This window comes from Micromonospora sp. B11E3 (assembly GCF_039871625.1).
GTDB lineage: Bacteria > Actinomycetota > Actinomycetes > Mycobacteriales > Micromonosporaceae > Micromonospora.
The window spans coordinates 25897-42532 of sequence record NZ_JBDPMC010000060.1; the positions used below are offsets into that span (position 1 = coordinate 25897).

Annotated in this window: 12 protein-coding genes; 4 read left to right on the forward strand and 8 right to left on the reverse strand. The window is 74.6% G+C overall.

Annotated elements, in window-relative coordinates; translation table 11 throughout:
* Positions 1-70 precede the first annotated feature (70 nt).
* Positions 71-2242: an EAL domain-containing protein gene (locus ABGB16_RS24855; protein WP_347670502.1), complete on the reverse strand. Its 2172-nt coding sequence runs from the start codon at positions 2240-2242 to the stop codon at positions 71-73.
* Positions 2243-2458: 216 nt separating this feature from the next.
* Positions 2459-3664 (reverse strand): 3-oxoadipyl-CoA thiolase, encoded by a 1206-nt coding sequence (gene pcaF / locus ABGB16_RS24860; protein WP_347670503.1) that lies wholly within the window; start codon positions 3662-3664, stop codon positions 2459-2461.
* A gap of 425 nt (positions 3665-4089) precedes the next feature.
* On the opposite strand from pcaF, the gene ABGB16_RS24865 reads away from it, so the two are divergent.
* The 3 genes from ABGB16_RS24865 to ABGB16_RS24875 all read left to right on the forward strand — a co-directional run bounded on the left by ABGB16_RS24865 (position 4090) and on the right by ABGB16_RS24875 (position 6874).
* Positions 4090-4215 carry a hypothetical protein gene (locus ABGB16_RS24865; RefSeq protein WP_347670504.1) on the forward strand — a complete coding sequence of 42 codons (126 nt, stop codon included), beginning with the start codon at positions 4090-4092 and terminating at the stop codon, positions 4213-4215.
* A 203-nt stretch (positions 4216-4418) separates the two neighbouring features.
* Positions 4419-5714 carry a dicarboxylate/amino acid:cation symporter gene (locus ABGB16_RS24870; protein WP_347670516.1) on the forward strand — a complete coding sequence of 432 codons (1296 nt, stop codon included), beginning with the start codon at positions 4419-4421 and terminating at the stop codon, positions 5712-5714.
* A gap of 92 nt (positions 5715-5806) precedes the next feature.
* Positions 5807-6874 (forward strand): NADH:flavin oxidoreductase/NADH oxidase, encoded by a 1068-nt coding sequence (locus ABGB16_RS24875; protein ID WP_347670505.1) that lies wholly within the window; start codon positions 5807-5809, stop codon positions 6872-6874.
* A 15-nt stretch (positions 6875-6889) separates the two neighbouring features.
* On the opposite strand, the gene ABGB16_RS24880 is transcribed toward ABGB16_RS24875, so the two are convergent.
* Both ABGB16_RS24880 and ABGB16_RS24885 read right to left on the reverse strand, forming a co-directional pair.
* Entirely contained in the window at positions 6890-10387 is a 3498-nt protein-coding gene (locus ABGB16_RS24880; RefSeq protein WP_347670506.1) for an ATP-binding cassette domain-containing protein, read from the reverse strand.
* 162 nt (positions 10388-10549) lie between these two features.
* Positions 10550-11341, reverse strand: coding sequence for a GNAT family N-acetyltransferase (locus tag ABGB16_RS24885; protein WP_347670507.1), 792 nt, complete (start codon positions 11339-11341; stop codon positions 10550-10552).
* Between ABGB16_RS24885 and ABGB16_RS24890 the strand changes: the two genes are divergently transcribed.
* Positions 11229-11810: a PadR family transcriptional regulator gene (locus ABGB16_RS24890; RefSeq protein ID WP_347670508.1), complete on the forward strand. Its 582-nt coding sequence runs from the start codon at positions 11229-11231 to the stop codon at positions 11808-11810. The genes ABGB16_RS24885 and ABGB16_RS24890 overlap by 113 nt on opposite strands.
* 69 nt (positions 11811-11879) lie before the next feature.
* On the opposite strand, the gene ispG is transcribed toward ABGB16_RS24890, so the two are convergent.
* The 4 genes from ispG to ABGB16_RS24910 are packed head-to-tail and all read right to left on the reverse strand — an operon-like array spanning position 11880 to position 16223.
* The gene (gene ispG, locus ABGB16_RS24895) at positions 11880-13052 is read right to left on the reverse strand and encodes a flavodoxin-dependent (E)-4-hydroxy-3-methylbut-2-enyl-diphosphate synthase (RefSeq protein ID WP_347670509.1); all 1173 of its coding nucleotides are present in this window, start codon (positions 13050-13052) and stop codon (positions 11880-11882) included.
* Positions 13053-13061: 9 nt separating this feature from the next.
* Positions 13062-14312, reverse strand: a complete 1251-nt coding sequence (locus ABGB16_RS24900) for a site-2 protease family protein (RefSeq protein WP_347670510.1) — start codon at positions 14310-14312, stop codon at positions 13062-13064.
* Positions 14312-15523 (reverse strand): 1-deoxy-D-xylulose-5-phosphate reductoisomerase, encoded by a 1212-nt coding sequence (dxr, locus tag ABGB16_RS24905; protein ID WP_347670511.1) that lies wholly within the window; start codon positions 15521-15523, stop codon positions 14312-14314. The genes ABGB16_RS24900 and dxr overlap by 1 nt, the downstream gene beginning before the upstream one ends.
* Before the next feature lie 43 nt (positions 15524-15566).
* The gene (locus ABGB16_RS24910; protein WP_347670512.1) at positions 15567-16223 is read right to left on the reverse strand and encodes a Uma2 family endonuclease; all 657 of its coding nucleotides are present in this window, start codon (positions 16221-16223) and stop codon (positions 15567-15569) included.
* Positions 16224-16636 lie beyond the last annotated feature (413 nt).

Consider the following 16636-nt stretch of genomic DNA (forward strand, 5'->3'; position numbering starts at 1 on the left):
GCCGACACGGAGACGATCAACTAGCGGCGTGCGCGGACCGGACACCGCCATGCCGCCGACACGGGGACGGTCAGCGGGCCGCGCGCAGCCGGGCGGTGATCTCGTCGGCCGGCACCGGCGGGCCGAACCAGCAGCCCTGCCCGGTGTCGCAACGCAACGCGCGCAGCCGCTCGGCCTGCGCCTCCGTCTCCACCGCCTCGGCGGTGACCCACAGCTCCAGCGCGTGCGCGAGCCGGACCAGCGCGTCCACGATCCGCTCGTCCCGGTGGTCGGCCGGGCCCCCGGCGTCGTCGGACCGGATGCCCTCCACGAACGGGCCGGCGAGCTTCAGACAGTGGATCGGCAGCCGCCGCAGGTACGCCAGGTTGGAGTATCCCGTGCCGAAGTCGTCGATCGCCAGCCGTACGCCGAGGTCGGCGAGCCGGTGCAGCGACCGCAGCGGCTCCCCCGCCGTGCCCATCACGGCGCTCTCGGTCAGCTCCAGCTGGAGCAGGCCGGCCGGGAGCCCGGTGCGGGCCAGCGCACCCGCGACGGTCTCCACGATGTCCGGGTCGTCGGCCTGCCGGGCCGCCAGGTTCACGCTGACCACCAGCCGCGCGTCGGGGAACGTCCGCCGCCACGCCTCGGCGTCCCGGCACGCCTGGCCGAGCACCCACTCCCCGAGCCGGACGATCAGGCCGGTCTCCTCGGCCAGCCCGATGAACCGGTCCGGCCCAAGCAGGCCCAGCTCCGGGTGCTGCCACCGGACCAGCGCCTCCACCGCCACCATCGACCAGTCGAGCAGCGACACGATCGGCTGGTAGTGGACCACGAACTCGCCCCGGTCCAGCGCCGCCGGCAGGCCGGCGAGCAGGGCGGAACGGGCGATGTCCTGGGCGCCGCGCTCCGGGTCGTAAACGGCCCACCGGCCCCGGCCCTCCGCCTTGGCCCAGTACAGGGTGGTGTCGGCGGCCTTCATCAGCTCCGACGCGCTGGTCTCCCCGGCCCGGCACTCGACGATCCCGATGCTGGCCGAGACCGCGAGCTGCTGGTCGCCGACGTGCACCGGGGCGGAGACGGCAGCCAGGGCCATCTCGGCGACGGCCACCGCGTCGTCGAGGCCCTCCCCACCGTCGACGAGGATGACGAACTCGTCGCCGCCCATCCGGGCGACGAGGTGCCCGTGCTGGGCCACGCACTCGGCCAGCCGGCGGGCGATCACGGTCAGCAGCCGGTCGCCCCGGTCGTGCCCGAGGCTGTCGTTGACCGCCTTGAAGCCGTCCAGGTCGAGGAAGCACACCCCGATCCGGTCGTCCGGGCCGGCGTCGTCGAGGACCTGGCCGAGGGTCTCGAAGAACAGCGTACGGTTCGGCAGGCCGGTCAGCGGGTCGTGCAGCGCCTGGAAGCGCAGCCGCTGCTGGAGCTCGTGCCGTTCGGTGATGTCCTCGACCACCGCCACGACGAAGCGCGGCCGGCCGTCCTCGTGCCGGATCAGCGAGAGGGCCAGGTCGGTCCAGACGAGGCGGCCGTCCCTGCGGTGGTAGCGCTTCTCCGCCCGCGCAGAGTCCCGCCTGCCCTCGGCCAGTTGCTGGTAGAGCTCCCTCATCGCGGCGGCGTCGTCGGGGTGGCACAGCGCCGCCACCCTGATCTGCCGCAGTTCCTCCACGGAGTAGCCGAACATGTCGGCGAAGGGCCCGTTGACGTCGACGATCCGCCCGTCCACGTCGGCGATGCCGATGCCGATGGCCGCCCCGGTGAAGACCGCGCGGAACCTGGCCTCGCTGTCCCGCAGCGCCTTCTCGACGCTGTCCCGGGCCTGCCCCACGCTGCGGGCGATGCGCTCCTGCTGGCTGAACGTGCGGTCGCGCAGGGCCCGCGCGAACCCGCCGGCGAGCCCGCCGGAGAGGGCGGCGACCCGCTCGGCCGTCCCGGGCAGCTGCGCCCGGGCGGGCAGCACCTGGGCCGCGAAGCGTTCCGCGAGCGCGGTGACCGACCAGTCGAGGAGCCGGGGCTCGGCCAGGTGCGCCTCCACCAGCGCCCGGCCGATCTCCTCGGCCGGCCGGGCGGTGAACGGCTCGGCGAGCAGCGCCCGGGCCAGCCGCACGGTGTGCCGGAGCAGCAGCCGCTCCGTCTCGGCCGCGCCCACCGGCACGAATCCGAGCCGGCGCGCCGTCCGGGCCCACTCGGCGGCGTACGTCTGGGCGCCGGCGTGGCTGAGGTCCGCGCCGCCGGGGTCGGGTACGGTGGGAAGTCCGTCCGGCACGCGTCGCCCCCCAGTCGTCGCCGCTCCCCCGCGGGCCGCCCCGGCCGCCGGGCGCGCGTGGGCACACCGACACCGCCGGGACGACCGAGGGGTCTGTGTGCACTCTAGGCCGCCGGCTCCACGCTTCGCGAGATCCAGCCGCCGGCTCCACGCTTCGCGAGATCCATAAGGGCCGTTCGCCCGCCCAAGCCGACGGCCGGGCGCGGGGGGCCGGGGTCAGGCGGCGGACTCCAGCATCAGCGAGATGCCCTGCCCCACGCCGACGCACATGGTGGCCAGCGCCCGTCGGCCACCGCGGCGGCGCAACTCCAGCGCGGCGGTGAGCGCCAGCCGGGCGCCGCTGGCCCCCAGCGGGTGGCCCAGCGCGATCGCGCCGCCGTTGGGGTTGACGTGCTCGGCGTCCTCGGGCAGCCCGAGTTCGCGCAGTACGGCGACCGACTGGGCGGCGAACGCCTCGTTCAGCTCGATCACGTCGACCGCGTCGAGGCCGACGCCGAGCCGGTCGAGCAGCTTGCGGGTGGCCGGCACCGGACCGATCCCCATGATCCGGGGCGGGACGCCGGCGGCGGCGGCGCCGGTGACCCGGGCCAGCGGGGTCAGGCCGTACCGGGCCACCGCCGCCTCGGAGGCCACCAGCAGCGCGACCGCGCCGTCGTTGACGCCGGAGGAGTTGCCGGCGGTCACCGTCCCGCCCTCCCGGAACGGGGTGGGCAGCGCCGCCAGCTTCTCCAGCGACGTCTCCCGGGGATGCTCGTCGACCTCGACCAGCTTCGTCTCGCGCCGCCCGGCCGGCACGGTCACCGGCACGATCTCCTCGGCGAACCGGCCGTCGGCCTGCGCCTTGGCGGCCCGCTGCTGCGACCGGTACGCGAAGGCGTCCTGCGCGGCGCGGTCGACGCCGTACTCGGCGGCCACGTTCTCCGCCGTCTCGGGCATCGAGTCGATGCCCCACCCCTTCTCCATCAGCGGGTTGACCAGGCGCCAGCCGATGGTGGTGTCGTACACCTCGGCGGAGCGGGAGAACGCCGAGGTGGCCTTCGGCATCACGAACGGGGCCCGGCTCATGCTCTCCACCCCGCCGGCGACCACCAGCTCCGCCTCCCCGGCGACGATCTGCCGGGCGGCGGTGGCCAGGGCGTCCAGGCCGGAGCCGCAGAGCCGGTTGACGGTGCTGCCGGGCACCTCGCCGGGCAGGCCGGCCAGCAGCGCGGCCATCCGGGCCACGTTGCGGTTGTCCTCGCCGGCCTGGTTGGCGCAGCCCAGGATCACGTCGTCGACGCGGGACCAGTCCACCGCCGGGTGCCGGGCGACCAGCTCGCGGACGACGTGCGCGGCGAGGTCGTCGGGGCGTACCCCGGACAGGGCGCCGGCGTACCGGCCGATCGGGGTGCGGACACCGGCCACGAGGTATGCGACGGTCATCGACGTTGCCCTTCGGGGGTGGGGAAGGCCGACACGGGGGTCCGCCGGGTCACGGCGACGCGGGGCCAGGATATCGGCGCGCCGAGCGACTAGGTTGGCGGCATGGCCCGGGCCCAGTTCAGCGCAGAGACCTCCGCGGGCGGTGGACGTGGCTGAGCCGGGCCGGACCGGCTGGCCCGCCCGGGTCGCCGCCGGGACGGCGGCCGGCTGCGTCCTGGCGGGCGCCGCCGCGGTGACCCTCGCCGTGGTCGCCGGGCCGGGTCCCGGCCTGACCGGGTACGTCAGCGAGGCGGGCGTCGTCGACAGCGCGTACGCGACGGCGTACCGGATCGGGGTGGCCGCCCTGGCCGCGGCGCTGCTGCTGCTCGCGGCGGCGCTGCCCGCGGCGCTGCGGGCCGCGGCCCGGCCTGCTCGCCTCCGGCGCGGTGGGCCTGGCGATGCTCGGCGTCGGCCGCGGCGCGCTCGTCGGGGTGCTGGAGCGGGTGCTGCTCGCGGTGTGCGGCGCCTGGGGCCTCGCCACCGCCGCCGCCCTCGCCCTGCGCCGCATGTAAGGAGCCTCACGCCGGGCGCCCCTTCCAGCCTCCCGGACGCCGGGCGTATCGTCGTGCGGCGATGACCAACGTCTGGCACCTGACCGTGCGCCTGTATGTCGACCTCCGACTGCAGGCCAGCGGCGTCTGTCCGGCGCAGCCCGTTTCCTGACGCTGCCCCGACCGACCCCAGACCCCTTGGACTCGTCCTCATGGCTTCCGCCCTGCGCAAGTTTCCCTTCTCCCTGCAGATCCTGCTCGGCCTCGTGCTCGGCGTGGCGCTCGGCTTCGTCGCCCGCGCCAACGACGTGAGCTGGCTGACCAGCACCCTCCACACCGTCGGCGGCCTCTTCGTCCAGCTGCTCAAGCTGGCCGTGCCGCCGCTGGTCTTCACCGCCATCGTGGTCAGCGTGGTCAGCCTGCGCGGCGTGGCCAACGCCGCCCGGCTGGCGCTGAAGACGCTGCTCTGGTTCGGCGTCACCGCCCTGATCGCGGTGGGCGTCGGCATCGGCCTCGGCCTGCTCACCGACCCCGGCAAGGGGGTCACGCTCGACCTGTCCGGCGCCGCCGCGCCGAAGCGGACCGGCTCCTGGACCGACTTCCTCACCGGCATCGTCCCGACCAACCCGGTCGGCGCGTTCGTCGAGGGCAACGTGCTCCAGATCGTCTTCCTGGCCCTGGTGGTGGGCGCCGCCGCGCTGCTGGTCGGCGAGAAGGCCGAGCCGTTCGTCGCGCTCAACCGCGCCCTGCTGGAGATCGTCCAGAAGGCGCTCTGGTGGGTCATCCGGCTCGCCCCGATCGGCACCCTCGGCCTGATCGGCAACGCCGTCGCCTCGTACGGCTGGGACCTGCTGGCCCCGCTCGCGAAGTTCACCACCGCCGTGTACGTCGGCTGCGCGATCGTGCTGTTCGTCGTGTACCCGGTGGTGCTGCTGGCCGCCGGCCGGCTCAACCCGCTGCGCTTCTTCGCCGGCGCCTGGCCGGCCATCGAGCTGGCCTTCGTGTCCCGCTCGTCGGTCGGCACGATGCCGGTGACCCAGCGCGCCGTCGAGCGCCTCGGCGTCCCCCGCGAGTACGCCTCGTTCGCGGTGCCGTTCGGCGCCACCACGAAGATGGACGGCTGCGCGGCGATCTACCCGGCCCTCGCGGCGATCTTCGTCGCGCAGGTCTTCGGGGTGCACCTGAGCGTCACGGACTACCTGCTGATCGCGTTCGTCTCGGTGGTCGGCTCGGCCGCCACCGCCGGCCTGACCGGCGCGATCGTGATGCTCACGCTGACCCTGAGCACGCTGGGCCTGCCGCTGGCCGGCGCCGGCCTGCTGCTGGCGATCGACCCGATCCTCGACATGATCCGCACCGCCACCAACGTGGCCGGGCAGGCGCTCGTCCCGACCGTCGTCGCCGCCCGCGAGGGCACCCTGGACCGGGCCGCGTACGACGCGGCCGGCCGCCGCGACCCGGTCGGCCCGCTGGAGGCGGACCGGCCCGCGTCCGGCCGGCTGGATCCCGTCCCCGCCTGACCCCCGTACGCCGAGGAGGGCCTCTTCCCGAGGAGGCCCTCCTCGGCCTCTCAGAACGATCACGACATGGGCCTCTCGGAAAGGACCACGACATGAGTGCCCTGTTCACCCCGCTCGCCCTGCGCGCGGTGACCCTGCCCAACCGGATCGCCCTGGCGCCGATGTGCCAGTACAGCGCCGGCCCCGACGGCCTGCCGACCGACTGGCACCGGGTGCACCTCGGCGCCCGCGCCGTCGGCGGCGCCGGCCTGGTGCTGACGGAGGCGACCGCCGTGGTGCCGGAGGGACGGATCAGCCCGCAGGACACCGGCCTCTGGTCGGGCGCCCACGTCGACGCCTGGCGGCCCGTCACGTCGTTCGTCGCCGCGCAGGGCGCGGTGCCGGCCGTCCAGCTCGCGCACGCCGGGTTCAAGGCGTCGACGTACCGGCCGTGGGCCGGGCGGCGCGGCGGGGTGCCGGACGCCGAGGGCGGCTGGACCCCGGTCGGCCCCGGCGCGGAGCCGTTCGTCCCCGACTACCGGGTGCCGGCCGCGCTGGACGAGGCCGGGATCGCGGCCGTGGTCGAGGCGTTCGCCGGCGCCGCCGCACGCGCGCTGGACGCCGGCTTCGCCGCCGTGGAGATCCACGCCGCGCACGGCTACCTGCTGCACGAGTTCCTCTCCCCGCTGACCAACCAGCGCGGCGACGGGTGGGGCGGCGACCGGGCCGACCGGATGCGGCTGACCCTGGAGGTCGCCCGGGCCGTCCGCGCGGCGGTCGGCGAGCGGGTGCCGGTGCTGACCCGGATCTCCGCCACCGACTGGACCGAGGGCGGCTGGACGGTCGACGACAGCGTGGTGCTCGCCGGGGAGCTGGCGGCGGCCGGCGTCGACCTGGTGGACGCCTCCTCGGGCGGCGCGTCGGCGACCGCGACGATCCCGGTCGGCCCCGGATACCAGGTGCCGCTGGCGGCGCGCATCCGCCGGGAGGCGGGGGTGGCCACCGGCGCGGTGGGGTTGATCGTCGAGCCGGAGCAGGCCGAGCAGATCGTGGCCGACGGCGAGGCGGACCTGGTCCTTCTCGGCCGGGAGCTGCTGCGCGACCCGTACTGGCCCCGCCGGGCGGCGACCAGGCTCGGCGCGGCCCCGTCCTGGCCGCCGCAGTACGCCCGCGCGTTCTGACCGGCCGGCCTGGGGTCAGCCGGCCAGGTGGCCCCAGGTGGGCTCCAGGTCGCGCCACGGGCCGCACGCCGCCATCGCGCCGTCGACCAGCACCACCACCTGGTCGGCGCGCACCAGCGCGGCCCGCTTCGAGGTCGAGCCGATGACCGTCACGCCGTGCTCGCGCAGCGCCGACCACAGCGCGAGCTCGGTGGTGACGTCCAGCGCCGACGACACGTCGTCGGCCACCAGCAGCTCCGTACGCGGGGCCAGCGCCCGGGCCAGCGCCAGCCGCTGCAACTGCCCGCCCGACAGCCGGGTCCCCTTGTGCCCGATGAGCAGCCCCGTCCCCGCCCCGGCGGCGGCCAGGTCGTGCTCCAGCTGGGCCGTCGACACCGCCGCGGCGGCGTCCACGTCGTGCCCGAGGGCGATGTTGTCGGCCACCGTGCCGGAGAGCACCCGGGGCAGCTGCCCGACGTACCCGACCTGCTGGGGGCGCAGGAACAGCTCGGGCTCGGTCACCGGCTCGGTGTTCCAGCGCAGCGTGCCGGTGTGGTGCACGATCCCGGCCAGGGCGCGCAGCAGCGACGACTTGCCCGAGCCGACGGGCCCGACGACGAGCACCAGTTGCCCGCGCTCGACGGTCAGGTCGACGTCGCGGACGGCGAGCGTCCCGTCGGAGTGCAGCGCGCCGAAGCCGTCCAGCTCCAGCCGGCGCAGCGGACGCCGGGCCGGCGGCTCCGGCGCGGGCGCCGTCCCGGCGACCATGTCCACCCCGGGCACGGGCGCCGAGTACGCCCCGATCCCGGCCATCGCCACCGTCCGCCGCGTCCACACCCGCGCCGACGGCATCTGGGAGACGAGGGACGCCGTGGTCCAGGCGAACCAGCGGGCCGCCGCGAGGGTGGAGACCGCGACCAGCGTCGCCCCGGCGGAGAGCCCACCCGCCAGGTAGAGCGCCCACGCGCCGATCGGCAGCAGGCCGCTCATGACCGACGGCGTCGACCGCGCCCACACCTGCACCGCGATCTCCTGGCGCTGCCGCTCGCTGCGGGTACGGTCGAGGCGGGCCAGGTGGGCCAGCACCGGCCCGGTGGAGCCGGCCAGTTTCACCGTACGGGCGGCTGACAGGGACGACACGAGCGCGGTGGCGAACGCGGCCCGCGCCGCGACCGTGGCCCGCGCCGAGCGCTCCAGCCGGGGCCCGAACGCCGTCGCCGCCAGCCCGGAGACCACCATCGTGCCGGCGAAGAACGCCCCCGGCACGATGCTGCCGGTCACCACCGTCATGGCGACCACGGCGACCGCGGCGACGACCTGGTCGAGCGCGTTGTCGGCGAGGATCACCACCCGCTCGGTGTCGCCGCCCTGGGCGACGACCTCGGCCGGCGTGTGGCCGCTGATCCGGCGTGGGCCGGTCTGCCCGTGCACCAGGCGCAGGCTGATCCGCAGGTTCTGCCGCACCCACCAGTTCGGGAACCAGATGCTGGTGAGGTAGGGCATCGGCACGGTCAGCAGCAGCGCGGCGACGATCCCGAGGGCCGGCCACCAGGGCCCGCCGGTGCCGCCGACCAGGTCGGCCCAGAGCCAGGGCAGCACCGTGCCGTCCAGGCCGAGCAGCCCGCCCACGGTGAACAGCGAGACCGCGGCCAGGCCGTACCGGGGGTCGTTGGTGGTCAGCCGGAGGATCTCCCGCAGCGTCCGGGCGGGCGGCGCCGGCGGCACCTGCGGCGGCGCGACCCGGGGCAGGGCCGCGGCGGGCGCCACGGCGGGCACGGGGAGCGCGGCGGCCGGCCGCTCCGGCGGCGGGCCGGTCAGCACGGCGGCGCCCCGCCCGCCGACCCCCGCCTCGGCGTACGCGGACGCGTGGCTGACGGCCAGCAGCTCGGCGAACCGTTCCGACTCGCGCAGCGGGCCGGCCTCGACGACCCGGCCGTCGGCCATCATCACCACCTCGTCGCAGCGGCGGACCGAGGAGAGCCGGTGCGCGATGACGATGCCGATCCGGTCGGCCAGCAGGCGCTCGGTGGCCCGCTGCACCAGCGACTCGGTGACCGGATCCAGCCGGGCGGTGGCCTCGTCGAGGATCACCACGCGCGGGTCGCGGACCAGGATGCGGGCGAACGCGACCAGCTGCTCCTGCCCAGCCGACAGCACGTGCCCGCCGTCGCCGAGCCGGGTGCGCAGGCCGTCGGGCAGCCCGGCGATCCAGCCGGACAGCCCCAGCTCGTCCAGCGCCCGGGCGGCGTCGTCGAGCAGGTCCGGGTCGAACAGCGCGACGTTCTCGGCGAGGGTGCCGGCCAGGATCTCGGTGCGCTGCGGCACCACGGCGATCCACCGGCGCAGCCGCTCCACGTCGAGGTCGAGCAGGTCCGTCCCGCCGAGGAACACCGTGCCGCGGGGCAGCCCGACCGCCCGCGTCAGCACCTTGGCCAGGGTTGACTTGCCGGACCCGGTCCGCCCGACCAGGGCGTACGACCGGCCGCGGGCGAAGGTCAGCGAGACGTCGCGCAGCGCGGGGGCGCGCTCGCCGTCGGCGCCCGACGTCGGGTAGCGGAAGGTGAGGCCGCGGACGACCAGGTCACCCTCGGCGGGTTCCCGCCCGCCGGCCGGCTCCTGCGGCGCCGCCTGCAGCAGCTGCACCCGGCCCCACGCGCCGAGCGCGTACTGCAACTCGGGGACCATCCGGCTGATGTGTTCGACGGTCGCGCCGAAGCCGACCACGAGCAGCCAGACGGCGGTCAGCCGGGCCGGGTCGATGCGGTCGGTGGCCAGCGCCCACGCCCCGCCGAGCACCACCCCGACGATCCCGGCGCGGATGACCGCCGTGCCGCCCGCGTTGACGACGGCCGACATCCGCCACACCCGCTGGCCCCGGACCAGCACCTCCCTCGCCCGCCGGGCGTAGAGCCGCAGCACGTACGGCCGGGCGAGGCTGGTCCGCACGTCGTCCTGGCCGTGGACGGCCTCCTCCATCACGGCGGCGAGGTCCGTCCACGCCTCCTCCTCGGCCATCCGGGCCGGGGCGATCCGCCGGGTCGGCCGGCGCAGGACGGCCGCGAGCAGCGCGGCCAACGCGAGCATGCTCAGCCCGGCGGGCCACCACACGACGAGGGCGACGATCACCGAGAGCAGGCCCGTGGCGGCCATCTGCGCGATCCGCGTGCCGTGGCCGCGCAGCTCGGAGGCGACCTGGTAGACGTCGCCGTCGATCCGGTCCAGCAGCTCGCCGACCGGGGTGGCCTCCAGCGTGGGCAGGTCCTGCCCGAACGCCACCCGGCACAGCCGCCGCCGGACGGCCGCGGACCAGTCGGCGGTCAGCCCGGCCATCAGCAGGTTGATCGCGAGGTCGGTGAAGACGGCGGCGCAGAGCGCCACCGCGAGGAGCGTGAACAGCCCGCCCGAGCGGTGCAGCAGCACCGGGCCGGCGAGCGCCGCGGCGGACGCCTGGCCCGCGGCGCCGAGCACCACCAGCACGGCCACGAGCGTCATGCGGCGCGGCGAGGTCGCCCACAGGTCGCGGAAAAGGCGCATGCTCGGTCCCTCCGGACGTGGGGTGGCGGTGCCTCCACCCTGCGCGATCCGGGCGGGGGCGCACAACGCATTTACCGAAAGGGGCGCGCCGGCCGATCCGGGGTCGCGCCGTTAACAGAAGCCCCCTGCTGTGCCAGAGGCGTTAACAGGGGACCCTTCCTTTCAGAACAGGACGGTGGCCAGGGTGCCGACCGGGCGGAAGCCGCAGCGCTCGTACACCCGGCGGGCCGGCAGGTTGAAGTCGTTGACGTACAGGCTGACGGTCGGGGCCACCCGCAGCAGCGCGTCGCGCACCACCGCCGCCATCGCCGCCGTGGCGATGCCCCGGCCGCGCCACGGCGGGGCCACCCAGACCCCCTGGACCTGCGCGGTGCGCCGGGTCACCACCGCCAGCTCGGCCTTGAACACCACCTGGCCGTCGACGAACCGGGCGTACGCCCGGCCGGCCCGGACCAGGTCGGCGACCCGCCGCCGGTAGCCGCGACCGCCGTCCTCGGCCAGCGGCGACACGCCGACCTCCTCGGTGTACATGGCCACGGCCGCCGGGAACAGCTGGTCGACCTCGCCGCCGCGCACCCGGCGCACCTGGTCGTCGGCGGCCACGGCGGGCAGCGCGTCGGTGACCAGCAGCGGCTGGTTGGGACGGACGTCGCGGGCCGGGCCCCAGTGCGCGGCGAGCCGGTCCCAGAGCCCGAGCACCGCGTCGGCCCGCCCCACGATGGACGAGCAGAGCCGCTCCTCGGCGGCGAGCAGGTCGGCGAAGGCGGCGACTGCGGGCTCCGAGGCGAGCACCGGGGTCAGGTTGCCGCCGAGCCAGCAGATCGACTCCAGGTTGCGGCGCGTGCCGTACCCGAGGATCCGCCCCTCGGCCCGCCACCAGGCCAGCCCGCGGGCCGCGACCCGCTCCGCGACCTGCGCGCCCGCGAACGGGTCCAGGTCGAGCAGCCGCTCCACCGCGCGGCGTTCCGACTCCCCCAGTTGCCGTACCGGCACCGTCAGCACGGATACCAGCCTGCCAGATCAAGCGGCCCCCGCGCGGGTCGACCAGCCGGCCGGGCCGGCGGCCCGCCGGCTCCGGACCGCCGGGCGGCCCAGCCCCGGGTCGATCTACCCGACGCTCCAACTGCTCGAGGACGAGGGCGTCATCGCGGCCACCGACGAGTCGGGCGGCGGTCGGAAGCGGTTCACCCTCACCGAGCAGGGCCGCGCCGAGGCCGGCGAGGCGGCCCAGGCCCCGCCGTGGGCCGAGCTGGCCCAGGGCACGGTCGCCAGTTGGCACGACATCCGCGACGCCGGCGCGCAGGCGATGCACGCGCTGCGGCAGGTCATGATGACCGGCACCGACGACCAGCGGGAGCGGGCCGCCCAGGTGCTCGACGAGACCCGGCGCAAGCTCTACGCGATCCTCGCCGAGTCGGAGTGATCCGGGGCCCGCACACGCCGAAGGGTGGCTGTTCGGCGCGGAACAGCCACCCTTCGGTCCGTCGGTCGCTCAGTGGACGGTGACGGTGGCCCCCGGCACCAGGTCCCGCAGGTCCTCGGGGATCTCCGCGCCCATCTCGTCGGCGATCCGCAGCGCCTCCTCGATCAGGGTCTCCACGATCTGCGACTCGGGGACGGTCTTCACGACCTGCCCCTTCACGAAGATCTGCCCCTTGCCGTTGCCGGAGGCGACGCCCAGGTCGGCCTCCCGGGCCTCGCCCGGGCCGTTGACGACGCAGCCCATGACGGCCACCCGCAGCGGCACCGGCAGCCCCTCCAGGCCGGCGGTGACCTCCTCGGCCAGCTTGTAGACGTCCACCTGGGCGCGCCCACAGGACGGGCAGGAGACGATCTCCAGGCCCCGCTCGCGCAGCCCCAGGGACTCCAGGATCGCGGCGCCGACCTTGATCTCCTCCACGGGCGGGGCCGACAGCGAGACGCGGATCGTGTCGCCGATCCCCTCGGCCAGCAGCGCGCCGAACGCGACCGCCGACTTGATCGTGCCCTGGAACGCCGGGCCCGCCTCGGTCACGCCGAGGTGCAGCGGGTAGTCGCACTGCTCGGCCAACTGCCGGTACGCCCGGATCATCACCACCGGGTCGTTGTGCTTGACCGAGATCTTGATGTCCCGGAAGCCGTGCTCCTCGAACAGCGAGCACTCCCACAGCGCCGACTCGACCAGCGCCTCGGCGGTGGCCTTGCCGTACTTGGTGAGCAGCCGCTTGTCCAGCGAGCCGGCGTTGACGCCGATGCGGATCGGCACCCCCGCGTCCCCGGCCGCCCTGGCGATCTCCTTGACCTTGTCGTCGAACTGCCGGATGTTGCCCGGGTTCACCCGCACCGCCGCACACCCGGCGTCGATCGCGGCGAAGACGTACTTCGGCTGGAAGTGGATGTCGGCGATGACCGGGATCTGCGACTTCTTCGCGATCGCCGGCAGCGCCTCCACGTCGTCCTGCGACGGCACGGCCACCCGGACGATCTGGCAGCCGGACGCGGTCAGCTCGGCGATCTGTTGGAGGGTGGCGTTGACGTCGGCGGTGAGGGTGGTGGTCATCGACTGCACCGACACCGGCGCACCCCCGCCGACCGGCACCGGGCCGACCATGATCTGGCGGCTGGCCCGACGCGGGGCGAGCGCGGGGGGCGGCACGACGGGCATACCGAGACTGACAGCGGTCACTTCAGGCACTCACCTTGAGAAGAGCGTGATCGGGTTGACGACGTCCGCGGTGACGGTCAGCAGCGTGAACACGCCGCCGATCAGGATCACCGCGTACGTGATGGGCATGAGCTTGAGGTAGTCGACGCGGCCCGGGTCGGGGCGGCGCAGGCGCGCGTAGACCCAGGACCGGGCGCGCTCGAACCAGGCGATGGCGATGTGCCCGCCGTCGAGCGGCAGCAGCGGCAGCAGGTTGAACACGCCGATGAAGAAGTTCAGCGAGACGAACAGCATGAAGAACCCCAGCCAGGCGTCGTTCTCCACGAACTCGCCGCCGAGCCGGCTGGCGCCGACCACGCTGATCGGGGTGTCCACGTCCCGCTCGCCGCCGGTGATCGCCGTCCAGAGGGCGGGGACCTTCTGCGGGATCCGCTTGATCGCCTCGTACGTGCCGACGGCCATGTCGCCGGTGAAGCGGCCGGTGGCGCCGAACGCCTCCAGCGGTCCGTAGCTGACCACGGTGGGGGTCGTGAACCGGAGGCCGATGCCGAGCGCGGAGACCGGGCCGACCGGGCCCTTCGGGTCGTCCAGCGGCGGGCGCTGGGTCTCGGCGAGCACGGCCTGCGTGGTGGCGGGCTGGCCGTCGCGGACGTACCCGATGGTGGCGGTGTCGCCGGGCTTGGTCGCCCGCAGCGCGACCAGCAGGTCGCCGTAGTTGTTGATCGGGGTGCCGTTGAGCGAGGTGATCCGGTCGCCGTCGCGCAGGTTGGCCTGGGCGGCCGGGCTGGCCGGGTCGCCGGCCTGGCACGCCCGCAGGGTGCTCCCCGGCAGGATGCAGTCGTGCACCCCGATCACCGCCGGCTCCTGGCGGGCCTCGGCGTCCGTGTTCGGGAAGTCGGGGTTGGGCAGGCCGGCGGAGACCGCGATGAACCAGGTGGCGACCAGCGCGAGCGCGAAGTGGGTGATGGAGCCCGCGGACATCACGATCGTCCGCTTCCAGACCGGGTACCGCCACATCGCCCGGTGCTCGTCGGCCGGGTCGACGTCGTCGTCCTGCGGCGTCATGCCGACGATCTTGCAGAAGCCGCCGAGCGGGATGCCCTTGATCCCGTACTCGGTCTCGCCCCGCCTGAACGACCAGAGGGTGGGCCCGAAGCCCACGAAGTAGCGGGTGACCTTCATCCCGAACGCCTTGGCGGTGAGCATGTGCCCCGCCTCGTGCAGGCTCACCGAGACGAGGATGGCCAGGGCGAACAGCACCACCCCGAGCAGGTACGCCATCAAGCTCCTTCCACCGACGCCGAGATGATCTCCTGCGCGTGCGCCCGCGCCCACGACTCGGCGGCAAGCACGTCCTCGACGGTACCTGGTTCGTCGAAATCGGGAGCGGCGTCCAGCACTGTCCGCAGGGTGTCCACGATGCCGAGGAACGGCAACCGGCCGGCGACGAACGCCGCCACGCACTCCTCATTGGCCGCGTTGTAGATCGCGGGACGGCACCGCCCCGCCTCGCCGGCCGCCTTGGCCAGCGCCACCGCCGGAAACGCCTCGTCGTCCAGCGGGGCGAACTCCCAGGTGTGGGCCTTCGTCCAGTCGACGGCGGCGGCGGCGTCGGGCACCCGGTCGGGCCAGCCGAGGCCGAGGGCGATGGGCAGCCGCATGTCGGGCGGGCTGGCCTGGGCGAGCGTCGACCCGTCGGCGAACTCGACCATCGAGTGGATCACCGACTGCGGGTGCACCATCACGGTGATGTCCGCGTACGGCACGTCGAACAGCTCGTGCGCCTCGATCACCTCCAGCGCCTTGTTGACCATCGTCGCGGAGTTGATCGTGACGACCGGGCCCATGTTCCACGTCGGGTGGGCCAGGGCCTGCTCCGGCGTGACCTCGGTCAGCTCGTCGCGCCGCCTGCCCCGGAACGGTCCCCCGCTGGCCGTGACGACCAGCCGGCGCACCTCCCCCCGGGTGCCGCCGCGCAGGCACTGCGCCAGCGCCGAATGCTCGGAGTCGACAGGAACGATCTGCCCCGGCCGCGTCACCGCGGCCTTCACGAGGGGGCCGCCGGCCACCAGCGACTCCTTGTTGGCCAGCGCGAGGGTACGCCCGGCGCGCAGCGCCGCCAGGGTCGGCGCGAGCCCGAGCGAGCCGACCACGCCGTTGAGCACCACGTCGCACGGCCACTGCGCCAGCTCGGTCATCGCGTCCGGCCCGGCCACGATCTTCGGCAGCCGGAAGTCGCCGGTGGCCCAGCCGCGCCGGCTCGCCTCGGCGTAGAAGGCGAGCTGGAGGTCCTGCGCGGCCGACGCCTTCGCCACGCCGACCGCCTCGACGCCGAGTTCGAGCGCCTGGGCGGCGAGCAGCTCGACGTTGCCGCCGCCCGCGCCGAGCGCCACCACCCGGAACCGGTCGGGATTACGCCGGACGATGTCGATGGCCTGCGTGCCGATCGAGCCGGTCGACCCGAGCAGGACGAGATTGCGGGGAGAACTCACCCGGTCATTCTTCCCCAGGGTGTCTGAGAGCCGGCTGGGAGCCTCAGGTCGTGCTGTCCGGTTCCCCGACCTGGGCCTCCTCGTCTGCCTCCTCGTCGAGGAGGTCGGCCGGGTCGACGGAGAACTCGAACGGGCGCGTCATGACGAAGGTGGTGCCGGCCGCGGCGGCGGCGAGCGGCCGGTACTCCCCCTCGACCAGCTCGAACAGCGCCAGCGTCGGCACCCGGTTGCGGAGGTCGACGCGGAGGAAGAAGGGCACGCCGGCGGCGGCGTACTCGCGCGGCCGGTCGATCACGTCCTTGCGCCGGTTACCTGGCGACACGATCTCCCCGAGCAGTACGACCTGGCTGACATCCACCGCCGACCGGCCGCCACCGGAGGCCCGCAACACGGCGATATCTGGAATGAAGAGGTCTTTCCCAGAGATCAGATTGATCTCCGGATAGACCCAGAGCCCCGCTCGGCGGGCGGCACGGTGCAACAGGTAGGGCAGCTCCCGCTCGACCGACTGGTGGTCGATTCCGGCATGTGGTGTCACGATCACGCTTCCGCTCAGGACCTCGACCTTCGGGCCGTTGGTCTCCGGCAAGAGGTCGAGGGCAAGCCGCGCGGTCCACGGCTCGTCGTGCCACCGGAGCGCGTCGAACGACGGCTCGGTGGGCTGCGGCGCCGGCTCGGGCGCGAAAGCGGCCTGGGCCATCCTGGCTCACCCCCTCAGCGGAGCATCCTGCTGCCACCCAGCCTAGTCGCGCAGCCCCGATCCGCCCTGATCGCACACGGTGTCCCTCGCCAACAAGTGCGCCCGCCCTCCCGCCACCTCCGCCTCCACCAGCACCAGCGCGGGCCGGCTCACCACTTTGTCCACCAAGACCCGGGCCTCCGAGCGCCGCCGCCCTCCCCACCCGCTGCGGGCAGTCGCCGAAGCACCACCACGAACAGCAGCAGTGCGAGCGGTTAACGGGACGAACGTCAGCCGGGCGTCTAGCCGCAACGCCGCTCGGTTAAGGTCCGGCGGGTGTTTCGCAATGGTTTGTGATGATGTCGATCGCGATGGTGGCTTTGTAGCTATGCCGGTCTACGTTGGGTCCGCGGGCTTGGTACTTGGAGTTTGAG